The organism is Vibrio sp. D173a, from assembly GCF_030248475.1.
Genome location: NZ_JAHGAH010000232.1, coordinates 1 through 14,883, shown reverse-complemented (window position 1 = coordinate 14,883; position 14,883 = coordinate 1). Strand labels below are relative to the sequence as shown.

16 protein-coding genes are annotated in these 14,883 nt (G+C 46.0%); 10 read left to right on the top strand and 6 right to left on the bottom strand.

The genetic code is table 11. From position 1 onward, the window contains the following. Positions 1–109: 109 nt before the first annotated feature. Positions 110–601: an Rsd/AlgQ family anti-sigma factor gene (locus KIV40_RS21185; RefSeq protein ID WP_010650836.1), complete on the bottom strand. Its 492-nt coding sequence runs from the start codon at positions 599–601 to the stop codon at positions 110–112. 178 nt (positions 602–779) lie between these two features. Between KIV40_RS21185 and nudC the strand changes: the two genes are divergently transcribed. From nudC to hemE, 4 genes are all read left to right on the top strand, one after another. Then, a complete protein-coding gene (gene nudC, locus KIV40_RS21180; protein ID WP_045384493.1) occupies positions 780–1,562 on the top strand; it encodes an NAD(+) diphosphatase in 783 nt (260 codons plus the stop codon). Positions 1,563–1,683: 121 nt separating this feature from the next. Continuing rightward, entirely contained in the window at positions 1,684–2,175 is a 492-nt protein-coding gene (locus KIV40_RS21175) for a hypothetical protein (RefSeq protein ID WP_285351162.1), read from the top strand. A gap of 4 nt (positions 2,176–2,179) precedes the next feature. Beyond that, positions 2,180–2,923, top strand: a complete 744-nt coding sequence (locus KIV40_RS21170) for a hypothetical protein (RefSeq protein WP_285351159.1) — start codon at positions 2,180–2,182, stop codon at positions 2,921–2,923. 304 nt (positions 2,924–3,227) lie between these two features. Beyond that, positions 3,228–4,295: a uroporphyrinogen decarboxylase gene (hemE, locus tag KIV40_RS21165; protein WP_005433634.1), complete on the top strand. Its 1,068-nt coding sequence runs from the start codon at positions 3,228–3,230 to the stop codon at positions 4,293–4,295. A 239-nt stretch (positions 4,296–4,534) separates the two neighbouring features. On the opposite strand, the gene KIV40_RS21160 is transcribed toward hemE, so the two are convergent. Continuing rightward, positions 4,535–5,107, bottom strand: a complete 573-nt coding sequence (locus KIV40_RS21160) for a uracil-DNA glycosylase family protein (RefSeq protein WP_285351157.1) — start codon at positions 5,105–5,107, stop codon at positions 4,535–4,537. A 7-nt stretch (positions 5,108–5,114) separates the two neighbouring features. Further along, complete coding sequence (locus KIV40_RS21155) at positions 5,115–6,038, bottom strand: D-2-hydroxyacid dehydrogenase (RefSeq protein ID WP_285351155.1); 924 nt, start codon at positions 6,036–6,038, stop codon at positions 5,115–5,117. Between the two features lie 66 nt (positions 6,039–6,104). On the opposite strand from KIV40_RS21155, the gene KIV40_RS21150 reads away from it, so the two are divergent. After that, positions 6,105–6,692, top strand: coding sequence for a DUF416 family protein (locus tag KIV40_RS21150; protein ID WP_285351154.1), 588 nt, complete (start codon positions 6,105–6,107; stop codon positions 6,690–6,692). An 80-nt stretch (positions 6,693–6,772) separates the two neighbouring features. On the opposite strand, the gene KIV40_RS21145 is transcribed toward KIV40_RS21150, so the two are convergent. Further along, complete coding sequence (locus tag KIV40_RS21145) at positions 6,773–7,906, bottom strand: CNNM domain-containing protein (RefSeq protein ID WP_005433628.1); 1,134 nt, start codon at positions 7,904–7,906, stop codon at positions 6,773–6,775. A gap of 253 nt (positions 7,907–8,159) precedes the next feature. Between KIV40_RS21145 and KIV40_RS21140 the strand changes: the two genes are divergently transcribed. Both KIV40_RS21140 and KIV40_RS21135 read left to right on the top strand, forming a co-directional pair. Further along, the gene (locus KIV40_RS21140; RefSeq protein ID WP_285351153.1) at positions 8,160–8,432 is read left to right on the top strand and encodes an HU family DNA-binding protein; all 273 of its coding nucleotides are present in this window, start codon (positions 8,160–8,162) and stop codon (positions 8,430–8,432) included. A 39-nt stretch (positions 8,433–8,471) separates the two neighbouring features. Next, positions 8,472–9,170, top strand: coding sequence for a DUF1481 domain-containing protein (locus tag KIV40_RS21135; RefSeq protein WP_285351151.1), 699 nt, complete (start codon positions 8,472–8,474; stop codon positions 9,168–9,170). An 84-nt stretch (positions 9,171–9,254) separates the two neighbouring features. On the opposite strand, the gene purD is transcribed toward KIV40_RS21135, so the two are convergent. Then, positions 9,255–10,544 carry a phosphoribosylamine--glycine ligase gene (gene purD / locus KIV40_RS21130; RefSeq protein ID WP_285351150.1) on the bottom strand — a complete coding sequence of 430 codons (1,290 nt, stop codon included), beginning with the start codon at positions 10,542–10,544 and terminating at the stop codon, positions 9,255–9,257. Positions 10,545–10,662: 118 nt separating this feature from the next. Continuing rightward, positions 10,663–12,255, bottom strand: coding sequence for a bifunctional phosphoribosylaminoimidazolecarboxamide formyltransferase/IMP cyclohydrolase (gene purH / locus KIV40_RS21125; RefSeq protein WP_285351148.1), 1,593 nt, complete (start codon positions 12,253–12,255; stop codon positions 10,663–10,665). 33 nt (positions 12,256–12,288) lie between these two features. Between purH and KIV40_RS35555 the strand changes: the two genes are divergently transcribed. The 3 genes from KIV40_RS35555 to cadC all read left to right on the top strand — a co-directional run bounded on the left by KIV40_RS35555 (position 12,289) and on the right by cadC (position 14,658). Continuing rightward, positions 12,289–12,465, top strand: coding sequence for a hypothetical protein (locus KIV40_RS35555; RefSeq protein ID WP_005433622.1), 177 nt, complete (start codon positions 12,289–12,291; stop codon positions 12,463–12,465). Positions 12,466–12,522: 57 nt separating this feature from the next. Then, entirely contained in the window at positions 12,523–12,921 is a 399-nt protein-coding gene (zntR, locus tag KIV40_RS21115; protein ID WP_005433620.1) for a Zn(2+)-responsive transcriptional regulator, read from the top strand. A gap of 165 nt (positions 12,922–13,086) precedes the next feature. Further along, on the top strand, positions 13,087–14,658 hold the full coding sequence (gene cadC / locus KIV40_RS21110; RefSeq protein ID WP_285351146.1) for a lysine decarboxylation/transport transcriptional activator CadC: 1,572 nt from the start codon (positions 13,087–13,089) through the stop codon (positions 14,656–14,658). Positions 14,659–14,883 lie beyond the last annotated feature (225 nt).

The window sequence follows — 14,883 nt, the reverse complement described above, 5'->3', positions numbered from 1 at the left end:
CTCGCTTCTCGCTTCTCGCTTCTCGCTTCTCGCTTCTCGCTTCTCGCTTCTCGCTTCTCGCTTCTCGCTTCTCGCTTCTCGCTTCTCGCTTCTCGCTTCTCGCTTCTCGCTATGCGCCAGGCGGCATTGCTAAACTGTCGGCAATCAACTGAATCAAGTGGTCTTCTACCGCGAAACGTGTCTCAATGATTTCTCCAATCAAAGACATGTCTTGATCAAAATCAGACAATTCATCTTCAGCGGAAACATCCGAGTATTTGTCGGTAAAGTTCAGTAACGGCTCAGTAGTAAGGACGATCTTCGCGTAAGTCTGGTTTATTTCATCTGTCGCGACAAAGCCAGTGGCTTTCCACTTGTCCATCACCATATCGTAGATTTTAAAGTGACCTTCGGAGATGTAGTCGACAAGGTGTTGGCAGAAGTGCTGAAGTTCGTCAGGTGAAGGGAGTTCAATGACATTGGATTTCGAACAAGGTTGCAGTGCTGCAAGCTTACAATATTCGACAATCAGAGATTGTCTCGTTTCCAGCCAATGGTCGATAACGTCACTTGAGCCGCCCCATTGGTCTTGTGTTTGTTTGAATTTTTTTAGCATGACCATGCCCTCATGATCTGATCGCCCATTGGCGAACGTATCCTTTGCAAAGCAAAGTTAGTAAAGTGATTACAAACTCTTGTCCTTACTAGAATTTATAGTTGCAAAATTGGCGAACGACAAACTCTGGTATGAAATTAGATTGCCAGTAAAATGAATGAACTTCAAGCAAAGGGACGCTGTAATGTTAAGAAAAGGTGAAGTTAACCGTACGAAAAATGCCCATTGGTGTGTTGTTTCAGGAAGCGATGTTTGGCTGGTGGATGGTGCTATTCCTTTCGGAAGTGCAGAGCAGTACTCACTGCCAGAGGGCAGCGCAAGGCAGATAGGTGAATACCAAGGCGCCCCAGTAATGTGGATCAATCTGTCGGATTTAGACCATGATTTAGAACTGGTTTCTCTGCGTGATTGCCTGCATTTTCAAGAAGCGCTTTTCTTACTGATCAGCAAAGCGATTCAATATGGCCACATGACACAGAGCCTACGTTTTTGCCCACAATGTGGCGGTCGTAACTTCCTCAATAACAATCAACTGGCGATGCAGTGTGGAGAGTGCCGTACTTTGCACTATCCGCGTATTTTCCCGTGCATCATTGTCGCTGTACGCAAAGATAACCAGATTTTATTGGCACAGCACCCTCGTCACCGAAATGGTATGTACACCGTGATTGCGGGCTTTTTAGAGGTTGGGGAAACCTTAGAGCAATGTGTGGCCCGTGAAGTGCACGAAGAAACGGGCGTACATGTGAAAAACATTCGTTACTTTGGCAGCCAGCCGTGGGCGTTTCCATCTAGCATGATGATGGCTTTTCTGGCCGATTTTGACTCTGGTGAATTGAACCCTGACTACACTGAGTTATCCGATGCGCAATGGTTTGGTGTTGACGAGATGCCGCCAGTCGCACCAGAAGGAACGATTGCACGAGCGCTAATTGAGCAAACAATTAGTGATATTCAGCAGGCTTGAGAGTCGACTCGTAAAGCGATTAAAGGAAAATGTAGAATCACTTTTGAGACAAAAGGGGTTGTTAGACTGACCTGGCACAGCATTCTGTAATGACACAATGATTAATAAAGGAGTATGTCTAATGAAATACAGATCAGCGTTATGGCTAGGTATTGCGTCTCTCTCTTTGGTGAGTGTTTCGGCACAGGCAAGTATTGAAGCGAAAGCGAAGCGTATGTTGACCGAAAATACCATGACGGAAAACGTCGCAAAAGTGCAAGCTGCTTGTGGCAATGAAGCTCTAGCAACGAACTTTGATTGGGCTGCATGGGATGACTACGACTTCGCTGAAGCTCGCTTAGACGAAGTAAAAACCACGGGCTGGCTTGGTAGTTTAATCAACAATATCTATGACGATATGGTCAAGCTATGTACGACGACTGAGCATGCCGCGCTTTACAAAGAAGAATTTCAGAAAGTTCAGCAGATCCAATTCGTTGGTCAAGATTCCGTTGAGGCGCGTAAAGCGGGATTCTCTCTTGATGATGGTGGTAGCGTTCTCAATGTTGCTTTGAACCCGAACGCGGCGTACGACTCTTCAACACTGAAGTACCTCAAGCAAGCGTGGAACTAAGGTAATGAACAAAATATTATTACCTTTACTTGCCGTGGCATCTAGCTTTCCAGCTTTTGCGGTGGAAGAGCGTTATTCCATGGAGGACTTAACTGCTCTTCATAAAACGCAAAGCTGGAATGAACTGCTCGCTCATGCGAACGATATTCGTCCTTCAAAACGAGATGATGCATGGCAAGTTCTCGTGGCGGATGCCGCGACTGGTGCCTTCAATAATTACGTCTCTTCTGGAGCGGCAGATAGCGCAATTGGTCTAGGGCAACAGCTACTCACTGAGTATGCGTTTCTGTCTGAATCCAAAGACTTTACTCAAAGCTTCGCAAAAACTTTAGTTCCGGCAGCGCAATCTTGCATTAAGTATTCGATGGAAGGGTGTGTTGAGAGTTACGGTCAACTGCTCGCCGAACTCTCTCCAGCAGGCAGCGTAAGTTTTGAAGAAGGGACAAAGGTGTTCCAGAATGTCTCTAAATCTCTCTCGATTCCATTCTATGCTGCGGCAGTCAAGCAGTCTCCAGAATATTGTGAAGATGAAAAGGTCTCGAATGCGTTGTTGTATACGCTTGATCGACCGAGTAATTCTCAGTTTGCGCTGGCTAAAGAAGTCGCAACAAATGGGTGTGCTAACACGGCACTAACAAACTTTGAGAATTACATTATTGACTCGCAATCGGTGCGGGAGACCTTGTGTCCGACTTACCTATCCAAAGGATATGTAAAAGGGGTCATGAAAAAAGTTTGCCAATCATGATTATGAAATATGAAGCCACCGCAAGGTGGCTTTTTTAATTCATTGAAAAATAGATAAAAAAAACCCTCCGAGAGGGAGGGGGTAAGTAAGATGTCGTTATGAGATGCTGAGTACCGGGTACTCAGTTTATAATTGTAGTTTTCGCTAGCGCACAAATTTTTAACACTGATACCGATTGGGTGCAAATTAAGCACTGATTTAAAAGTTAATAACTTGATCCAGGTTGCAAAGCACACAGCTATTAGCCTTAAATCAGTGATAGAATACCCCCTTTCAAAGAAAGCCTAACAATTGGAATTACGGAATGACTGAATTAAAAAATGATCGTTATCTGCGTGCCCTTTTAAAAGAGCCAGTAGATTACACGCCAGTATGGATGATGCGTCAGGCAGGTCGTTACCTACCAGAATACAAAGCAACTCGTGCGCAAGCGGGCGATTTCATGTCTTTGTGTAAAAACGCGGAGTTGGCGTCAGAAGTAACGCTTCAACCACTACGCCGTTTTCCTCTTGATGCAGCGATCTTGTTCTCTGACATCCTAACTATCCCAGATGCAATGGGCTTAGAACTTCGCTTTGCTGCGGGTGAAGGTCCGGTTTTCGATAAGCCTATCACTTGCAAAGCAGACGTAGAAAAGATCGGTCTGCCGGATCCAGAAGGCGAGCTGCAATACGTAATGAACGCAGTGCGTCAAATCCGCAAAGATTTGAACGGTGACGTTCCACTGATTGGTTTCTCTGGTAGCCCATGGACACTGGCGACTTACATGGTTGAAGGCGGCAGCTCGAAAGCGTTCACCAAGATCAAGAAGATGATGTACGCAGAACCACAAACGCTGCACCTACTTCTAGATAAGTTAGCAGACAGCGTTATCGAGTACCTAAACGCGCAAATTAAAGCGGGTGCACAGTCGGTGATGGTATTTGATACATGGGGCGGTGTACTGACACCTCGTGACTACAACCTGTTCTCACTGCAATACATGCACAAGATTGTGGATGGTCTGATTCGTGAAAACGACGGTCGTCGCGTACCAGTAACGCTGTTCACTAAGAACGGTGGCATGTGGCTTGAGCAAATCGCAGCAACGGGCTGTGATGCGGTAGGTCTAGACTGGACCATCAACATCGCAGACGCAAAAGCGCGTATCGGTGACAAAGTGGCTCTACAAGGTAACATGGACCCATCAATGCTTTACGCTTCACCAGAGCGTATCCGTGAAGAAGTCGCGGGTATCCTAGAAGGCTTTGGCGATGCAGGTACTGGTCACGTGTTCAACCTAGGTCACGGCATCCACTTGGATGTGCCGCCAGAAAACGCAGGTGTGTTTGTGGAAGCGGTGCACGAGCTGTCTAAGCCGTACCACAAGTAACTTCGAATTTTTGAAATTAAATACCGGCCTTCAGTGCCGGTATTTTTTTCCTAAAAGTCAGATTTTTTATCTGAAACGCAAGGCTGTACAGCTCTGGTAGTATTTGGTCTATCATGATCTAATTACTATTTAAACTGTACGTTAGATATTAAAGTTAATTATAAACAACGACTTATTTTTATTGGTCTTGTGTGCTAATTTTCTTGTACAGATAAACAAGCAATTAGATCATAGGTAACCTAGAGCATCGAGTGAACGCGTTTTTTAAGGTATGGCACGACGTCAGATTCAAACCAAGGGTTCTTCTTTAACCACAATGTGTTGCGTGGAGAAGGATGAGGAAGCGGGATAAAGTCAGGCTCCCAGTCCTGCCATTGCTGAACAGTTTGCGTGAGCGTCTTTGGTTTGTTGGTGAGATAGTACTGCTGTGAGTACAGACCAATCAGTAGCGTCAGCTCTATATTGGGCAACTGATCTAGAATCTTTTTATGCCAAGCAGGCGCGCATTCTTTACGAGGTGGCAAATCGCCTGAATTTCCTTTGCCAGGATAGCAGAATCCCATCGGGACAATAGCAATTTTGTTTGGGTCGTAGAAAGTGTCTTTGTCGATATCGAGCCATTGGCGTAACCGATCGCCGCTTGGGTCATTCCAAGGTATCGAGGTTTTGTGTACGCGCGTCCCTGGCGCTTGTCCGATGATTAGGATGCGTGCGTCTTTTTCTGCTTGTACGACAGGATTTGCACCCAAAGGTAAATCGTCTGCGCAGATCTGGCAGGCTCGTACTTGCTTTAGCAATGTTTCTAAAGACATAAGATGGTTAATACCCTTTATCGAAATCGACCTGATTATTTAGAGAGAACCCGTCTCGCCAACTCAAGTAGTTGTCTGCAAAAATGTCGACCACTTGCTCAGGGAAACTCAATGCTGCGATGTGGGGTGTGATGGTTACTTGCGGAAGTTTCCAAAAAGGATGTTGCGGTGAGAGTGGCTCTTGTTCAAACACATCGAGAAAAGCATGTTCGACCCAACGATTCTTGAGCGCGAGCAATAGACCAGTATCATCAATCACATCACCTCTTCCGACATTAAATAACAGTGCCTGATTAAGGTGGCTTAGCACCTCGCTGTTGAGTAAGCGTTGAGTGTCTGGCGTGCTCGGCAGTGTATTTACCACAATGTCCGCTTGATGAAATGCGCTTGCCAGTTCATTGATATGAAAGGTTTGAGTAAATTCGCCACCAGAAGTTGGGATACCAGTACGATTGATCCCTACGGTTTTCATGCCCATCAATTGTGCCGCTTTACCCAAGTGGCTACCTATGCTGCCTGTACCAAGAATCACCATGGTTTTGTTTTGCAGCGAGGTGTACAGATGCGGTTGCCACTGCTTGTTCTGCTGTTGCTGGTGGTATTGCATAAAGTGGCGGAAGTGAGCAATGCAGTAGCCAATTACGTACTCGGCAATTAATGGGCCGAAAATACCGCGTATGTTGGTCAGAGTGTAATCTTGGCGCAGATCCGGTGACATTAAAGCGTTCACCCCCGCAAATGTGGATTGCACCCACTCAAGCTGTGAAAACTCGTCTAACCTTTGTGGTAGTAATGGTGGATCCGCCAGTACGATCTGAGCTTCTTCAGGTTGGTCGGTGAGGCAAAGATCGGGCAGATTTTTCTCTGCCAGTAACGTTTCGTAGGTGTCGCGATGCTCTGAGAGCAGGAAAATCTGATTTGGATGCTGCATTAACTTTTTTCCCTGTGATGAATCAAGTACACTTTCGCTGTTTTTTTCTTCAATGATTGAGTGACTATGCTTAAGAATCCTCTTCAGGTTCGTTTGGAAAAACTAGAACCTTGGCAACAAATTACCTTCATGGCGTGTCTGTGTGAACGCATGTATCCAAACTATGCGATGTTTTGTGAGAATACAGAATTTGCTGAGCCACGTGCTTACCGAGCGATTCTTGATAGTGTATGGGAAATTCTGACGGTTAAGAACGCGAAAATTAACTTTGAACGTCAATTAGAGAAGTTAGAAGAGTTGTTCCCAACTGCGGATGAATTCGATTTTTACGGTGTTTATCCAGCGATGGATGCGTGTCAGAGCTTGTCGACGCTGTTGCACGGTCTGTTGGATCGCGACTACCTTTTCGATTCAATGCTTAAAGTGAGCCAACAGTCGGTAAAAACCGTGGCTGACCTAGAACAAGCACAAGGTTCAGAGCCAATCACCAACGACAATCAAAAAGAAAATGAAGCCGTATGTGAAGAGTGGGATGTTCAATGGGCTATCTTCCGCCCACTGCGTGAAGCGGTAGAACGCGACATCTGCTTGATTAAAGATTTGCGTGAAGAACTACGCGAAGAAGCCGTGAGTAACATCGGCATCGCACTTTAATCGTTGAATAGATAAAACAAAGGCATCCAGATTGGATGCCTTTTTTGTTTTTGCGTTTGAGCGATTACGCCCCATGCTGATTACGATTCTTTAGATTCTGGTTTGGTTGGCTCTTGAGCTTCTGGCTCTTTGTCCTGTTTCTCCAGTTCTTCCTCTTCTTCATCGTCATCGCGGCTTTCAATTACGCCGTGCTTTTCTTTCCAGCTTTCCCAGCGTTGGTAAGCCAGTTCTTGCATGTCAGTGCTCTTATCCGCTTCATCGATGATCTCTTCACCCAATAGGTGCTCAAAGATGTCTTCTAGCGTTACCAAGCCTTGTACTGTACCGTATTCGTCAACCACAAGCGCTAGCTGCAGGCGGTGAGTCATCATCTGGTCGAACACTTTAGGCAGAGCGGTGTTGTTCAGTACCACTTGGATAGGGCGCATGACCGAGCCAAGTTGTTTTTGGCCGCTGCCTGATTGTTGCAGCTTGAACAGCTCTAGACGGTGCACAAAACCAATGATGTTGTCTTTCTGCTCGCTGTAAACCAGTGGGCGAGAGAAAGGCGTCTCTTTATGCTTCTCTAGAAAGTCATTGATGGTCATGGTCGCGTCAACGCGAAATACTACTGGGCGCGGAGTCATAACTTGTGTTACTGGCACATCTTGAATACCAAGTAGGTTGCTTAGGATCTTTGATTCTCCTTCTGCGAACTCACCGCTTTCTTTTGCCAGAATAGCCATAGCAGACAGCTCATCACGCATTTTTGGTGCTTCGTGGTTACGAGCTAGACGCTTAGTGATTTGCTCAGAGAACCATACGAATGGTGTTAGTGCCCATACCATCCAGCGTAGCGATACCGCCGCAGATGGTGCAAGTTGGCGCCAGTAAGTTGCACCAATCGTCTTAGGTACGATTTCTGATAGAACAAGAATCGCCAGTGTCAGTACCGCAGAGAAGATACCAAGCGCTTCGCTACCGAACACTACCGCCGCCTGTGCACCTGCCGTTGCTGCACCGATCGTGTGAGCAATGGTGTTCAGCGTCAGGATCGAAGCCAGTGGTCGGTCGATGTCTGCTTTCAGTTTTTCTAACTGAGCAGAAGCAGGGTGCCCCTGTTGTTTGAGCTGCGCAATGTAGCTCGGACTGATACTAAGAAGTACCGCCTCCAGTACCGAACAGATAAACGAAATGCCGATAGCAATAGAGATATAAATGGATAACAGCAGCATAGTTGCCCTTGAATGTAATGTGATAGTCGGGATTTTAAGCGATTATAACCGCAAAAGCGCCCTATAAATCGTTCTTATTGCATTAGAAAGCAAGAGCTTTCCCCGTACAAGTAGTAACAAATTGTGAGTTATTACTCATATTATGGCTAAAACTACGTCAGAAAATCGAAAGATCGCTTACAAACCTTTGCCAGGTGGGGCATTTATGTTTTAGAGTGAGATGAATTCGATAACATATGAGAAGGGAAACCTAATGAACAAGACCCAATTAATCGACTTTATTGCAGAGAAAGCAGACCTATCTAAAGCACAAGCTAAAGCTGCTCTTGAAGCAACTCTTGAGGGTGTTACTGGCGCTCTTAAAGAGGGTGACCAAGTTCAACTAATTGGTTTTGGTACATTCAAAGTAAACCACCGTGCTGCACGTATTGGTCGTAACCCTAAGACTGGTGACGAGATTCAAATCGCAGCAGCTAACGTACCTGCATTCGTAGCAGGTAAAGCGCTGAAAGAATCAGTAAACTAAGTTAAAATGCACCGAGGTATCCTGCCTCGGTGCAATTTCATGAAAAAACATCTACTCACTTCACTTCTTCTATCAAGCCTCGCTCTTGTTGGCTGTTCTTCTGTTGAAACCCCAAATCTTGACCAATTTACCCATTTCTCAGGCGGGAAAATCATTGGTGATGCAACTAGTTTATATTGGATGACAGAGCGTCTTACACGCGTCAGTACGGCAGCAGACTATGTCACAATGGGAAATTACGGCTCGTACCAGAGTGATTATCGCTGGGATGATGGTGAGCTAAGAGAGTTGATTCGAAAAGGTAAGCAACTCGATGCCAAACAAGGATTGGTGCCTTTTCAAATCCACATTCGATTCAATAAAGATGGTGACGCGGTCTATCAGCAGTACCGTGTGAATGGGAAAGTGCTGCCCTTACAGCGCGACCAGTTAGAGCGTTACAAGCAAGAGGCGAACGATGTCGTTACGTCTATCAAGAAACAATCTCGTGATGGCCAGAGCCTAATCCAAGGTTATTGGGATGGTGAAACGTTCGAAACCTGCAAAGGGCGAGAGTTTACGACGTTGGAATTTAATCAGACCCTACCTAAGTTTGTGATTGATAGATTGGCGTCAGTGGACAGTTACATTGCGTTTATTGGTAAAGAGTCGCGTAATGCGGCGACCGTTGATGAATTGCTGATGCTCAATGATGATGACTTTGATTGTGTACCACGACCAAAGTTGATCTCTGAATAGACATGACTTCGAATTCTTTCGAACAAGAACAATAAAAAAGGCGCTGAGTGCGCCTTTTGTCTTTTTAGCCAACTGAAGTTGTTTTTATTTTTCTTGCTCACGTGCTATCGCACGGTAGCCGATGTCGTTACGATGGAACATACCATCCCAACTGATCTGTTTTGCAAGCTCGTAAGCACGCTGCTGCGCTTCTGATACGCTGTTGCCAAGTGCCGTTGCACAAAGAACGCGACCACCGTTTGTCACGATGTCGCCGTCTTTGTTATCTGTACCAGCATGGAAGACTTTTTCGCCTTCAATTTCAACTTGTGGCAGCCCCGAAATTACGTCGCCTTTGTTGTATGCTGCTGGGTAGCCGCCGGCTGCTAGCACGATACCAATCGATGCTCGTGGATCCCACTTCGATTCCGCTTGATCCAGTTTCTCGTCGATTGCCGCTAGGCACAGATCAACAAGATCCGATTCCATACGCATCATGATAGGTTGCGTCTCAGGATCACCGAAGCGGCAGTTGTACTCGATCACTTTCGGAGTGCCGTCTTTGTCGATCATCAGACCCGCGTATAGGAAACCAGTGTAAGGGTTACCTTCAGAAGCCATGCCGCGTACCGTTGGGTAAATCACTTCTTCCATGATGCGGTTGTGGATTTCTTGTGTCACCACTGGAGCAGGAGAATATGCACCCATGCCACCTGTGTTAGGACCGGTATCTTTGTCGCCTACGCGTTTGTGATCTTGGCTGGTGGCCATTGGCAGAACGTTCTCACCATCCACCATAACGATGAAGCTTGCTTCTTCACCATCTAGGAACTCTTCGATAACGACACGACTACCAGCATCACCAAATGCGTTGCCTGCTAGCATGTCTTTGATTGCATCTTCCGCTTCTTCTAGTGTCATCGCAACGATAACGCCTTTACCAGCAGCAAGGCCGTCAGCTTTCACCACAATCGGCGCACCTTGTTCACGTACGTAAGTAAGAGCTGGCTCGATTTCAGTGAAGTTTGCGTAGGTACCCGTTGGGATTTGATGACGAGCAAGGAAGTCTTTGGTAAACGCTTTAGAGCCCTCAAGCTGCGCTGCTGCTTGTGTCGGGCCGAAGATTGGCAGACCTGCTTCGCGGAAAGCATCCACAACACCGATAACCAGCGGTGCTTCAGGACCGACAATAGTCAGCTCGATAGCTTTCTCTTTTGCAAAAGCAACCAAGCCAGCGATGTCTTCTACTGCGATATTTACGTTCTCTAGTTTAGGCTCAAGTGCTGTGCCTGCGTTACCTGGAGCAACGAAGATAGTCTCAACATTTGGGTTTTGCGCCGCTTTCCAACCTAGTGCGTGTTCACGACCGCCTGAACCAATGATAAGAATATTCATAATATTTCCTTTGATTTCGCTCCTCCCCTTATTAAGGGGAGGTTGGGAGGGGTAAGTCGTGTACGTACAACAGACCCCCTCTAACTCCCCCTTTATAAGGGGGAGGACCAAAAACTAATTAGTGGCGGAAGTGACGCATACCAGTGAAGATCATCGCCATGCCGTGTTCGTCTGCTGCTGCGATAACTTCGTCATCACGCATAGAGCCACCCGGTTGGATAACACACTTAATGCCTGCTTCTGCAGCTGCATCGATACCATCACGGAATGGGAAGAATGCGTCAGATGCCATTACGCTACCTGCAACTTCTAGACCTTCGTCTGCAGCTTTGATACCTGCAATCTTCGCAGAGTAAACGCGGCTCATTTGGCCAGCACCTACACCGATAGTCATGTCACCTTTTGCGTAAACAATCGCGTTTGATTTCACGTATTTTGCTACTTTCCAACAGAACAGTGCATCTTTCAGCTCTTCTTCTGTTGGTTGACGCTTAGAAACCACTTTTAGGTCGTCTAGGCTTACCATGCCTTGGTCGCGGTCTTGAACCAGTAGACCGCCATTCACGCGTTTCACGTCAAAGCCAGTTGTTTTAGTTGTCCATTCGCCACACTCAAGTAGACGCACATTCTTTTTCGCCGCAACCACTTCAATCGCTTCAGCAGAAACTGAAGGTGCGATGATTACTTCAACGAATTGACGCTCAACAATAGCGGTTGCTGTTTCAGCATCTAGCTCTTGGTTGAATGCAATGATGCCGCCGAATGCAGATGTTGGATCAGTTTGGTAAGCGCGGTTGTACGCTTCTAGGATATCCTTACCTAGAGCTACACCACATGGGTTCGCGTGTTTTATGATCACACATGCTGGCTCGTTGAACTCTTTCACACATTCAAGTGCTGCGTCAGTATCTGCGATGTTGTTGTAAGAAAGGGCTTTACCCTGGATTTGGCGAGCAGTAGAAACAGATGCTTCTTGTGGGTTTGCTTCTACGTAGAATGCGGCGGCTTGGTGGCTGTTCTCACCATAGCGCATGTCTTGCTTCTTCTCGAATTGCTGGTTGAAAGTACGTGGGAATTTCGACTCTTCGTCACCTTCTTTGTTCTCACCGTAAGATGGAACCATAGTGCCGAAGTAGTTTGCGATCATGCCGTCGTAAGAAGCCGTGTGTTCGAATGCTGCGATAGCAAGGTCGAAGCGAGTTTCTAGTGTTAGAGATTTGTCGTTCGCGTCCATTTCAGCGATCACGCGGTTGTAGTCGTGAGCGTTCACAACGATAGTTACGTCTTTGTTGTTTTTCGCTGCAGAGCGAACCATTGTTGGACCGCCGATGTCGATGTTCTCAACTGCATCAGCAAGCGTACAGCCTTCTTTAGCAACGGTTTCTGCGAATGGGTATAGGTTAACAACAACCATATCGATAGGGTTGATGCCGTGTTTTTCCATCACGTCATCATCTTGGCCACGACGACCCAGCACACCACCGTGAACTTTCGGGTGAAGCGTTTTAACGCGACCGTCCATCATTTCTGGGAAACCAGTGTAGTCAGAGACTTCTGTTACAGCGATGCCTTGTTCTGCAAGTAGACGAGCCGTACCACCAGTAGATAGGATATCGACACCGCGCTCAGCAAGAGCTTGTGCAAACTCAACAATACCTGTTTTGTCTGATACGCTGATAAGCGCACGGCGAATAGGACGAGCGTTGTTCATGCTTCCATTTTCCTCAAATTCACGGAGTTAAAGATGTTTGCCAAAAATGAACTTGTTTTTACCTCTTGGGGTAAAATATTGGCCAGTTTTGGTAAAGACCTTTGCGAGGCGTTTTCATGCTTAGAAAACAGTCTCCACTATTTGATGGCGCGTATTCTAACCAATTTATTACAAAAAAGCTCGCGCAATCGTTTGGCATCTCAAAAATAATTGCAAAAAACTCGATCTTTGGCTTTAAAAGTAACGAGATAGTTAATAAGGAAAGTTATGTTTCAGATAGGTGAACTGGCGAAACGCTGTGGTGTGACTGCCGATACACTGCGATTCTATGAGAAAAATGCGCTCATCAAACCCGCAGGACGAAGTGATTCGGGCTATCGCCTGTATAACGAAGAGAACCAAAAGCAGGTGCGTTTTATTCTCAAAGCGAAAGAGCTTGGCTTGAGCTTAGATGAGATCAAGGAACTTCTTGGGATCAAATTAGAGGCAACAGAACACAGCTGTGCGGAGGTAAAAGCCATTACTTCTGCAAAGTTAACTTTAATTGATGAGAAGATTGCTGAACTAACTAAAATTCGCACTGCATTAAAGAAGATAAACGACGCGTGTTGTGGTCATAACAATGACGATGCAAGCCACTGCTCGATTTTAGCAGCCCTTGAATAGTCTCACTTTTGCATCATTTAATTTAAGTTTGCATTTTTGGCGGCTTGCTTTTCTAGGTTCAAGCCGTATTCCCACCTATAATCTCGGCTTTAGTCGACTGTAAGAATGTGTAGTTCTATCTATTCCTAAAGCGACGCTGTCTATCAGATACGAGAGTTTTCATACATGGTTGGAGTCTATTTTCAAATCAATGACTGGGTTTTGAGCGTTGATGAAAATAAGCTGTATCGACAAGACAGGGAAGTTACCGTTGAGCCACGCTTAATTAATTTGCTGCATTTTCTTGCTGAGCACGCTAGTGAAGTGTTCAATCGCGAAGAGCTGATCCAATACGTTTGGGCGGGCGCGATTGTGACGGATCAAGTCGTAACACAGTCGATCTTCGAACTGCGCAAACTTCTACGAGATGGTCGAGAAGAAAACATCAGCTACGTGATCACTGTGCCTAAGCGTGGTTACAAGCTGGTGGCGAATGTGACCCCAATGACACACGAGGAATTCCTTGCAAGTCGTCATTGCAATGCCGAAATCCTTCCCCCTATTGTTGAAGAAGCAGAAGAGGAGCAGCCCGAGGCGCCTGTACCATCCATCGCATTTCCTGCCGGACCATTAACTCGCGCTGTGTGCGAGATGTCGAAAGAAAAAAAAGCGCCGCGTAAACCAAATAAGATTAGCCCTTGGCGACTCGGATTAATGAATTTCATTTGGATCAGTATTTTGGTTGTGGTGATGGGCGTGTTTACCTACAAGCAATCAGAAGTGCGCATTACGCAAGCTATTGATACTCACCTTATCGAATTCAAGTTTCAGGATAACTTCAGCAAAGAAGGCCGCAGCTATGACTTAGCTGACGGGTTTGCACAGAAGTTGATGGCAGATGTAGCTCAAGTCAGTGATTATCGAGTGATGCTGAAAAAGGCGACCTTTACGACGGGTATTGTGCCGGGGAAATCTGTGGTGGTGCGCGTCAAAGAAAACGATGGTGGTAGCTTCCTTGAGGTGGAATATCGCAATAACTCTTCAGAAAAGGTTTTGTTCAGCCGCCAATACGCGTTAACCAATAGCCATTTGAAGTCGGTTATGCAGCAAGCCTCTCTAGATTTGATGCGCGCATTGAAAGTGCCAGACGCAAAATTGAAATCAAAAGTGCTGGTGGCTGGTATGCCAATGAACCCTGACGCGGCAGAGTTGTTTGTTGAAGCAAACCACTACTTAAACGTGTCCGATGCGAATCAATTCCAGCATGGCATCGACTTGATGGAGAAAATCCTTGAGCTTGAACCAGATAATGCTTATGTACAGGCTGAACTGCTGATTGCCTATCATGTACAAAATGCGCTTGATCCGGCATTAGAACTACGGAAGGGGAGAGTTCAGCAACTGAGTGAGAAGTTGGAAACCAATACGAAAATGATGGTAGGGCCAATTCAACCACGAATTTATGAAGCTCTCGCTCTTAATGAAACCATTGCTGGCGATATTGATTTAGCTAAGCAGCATTTGAACCAAGCACTTGAGATTCGGGATTCAGTTCTGTCTTACGTGATTCGAGGTAAGCACGCTGAATTAGATGGTGATTTGGATTGGGCAAGTGAGTCCTACAGCGAAGCCTTCTATATTGATACATCCGTAGAGACTTACTTATTGTGCGAGAACTTGGTTTTTCCAAGTAACATGAAGGCGATTGATTACGCTATGTATCGCGCAGTTCACCCTTCTGTAGTGCGTATGCTGTAATAAACCAGCTCTTGATGAGTAAGATACTTAGCCCTTCATTTCGGTGAGGGGCTTTTTTGTATCGGCCTCTTACCTCTATTTCTACTAATGACGCTTGTTATATAAGAGGAGAGGGCTTTTCATTAGAAGTGGACCCCAATGGTTGGACACATAAGCTAACTTCTTAAGTGGTTGATCCAGCTCATGCAGCGTATCTCTGCCTACCAAAGTAGGCTTCATCAGGAG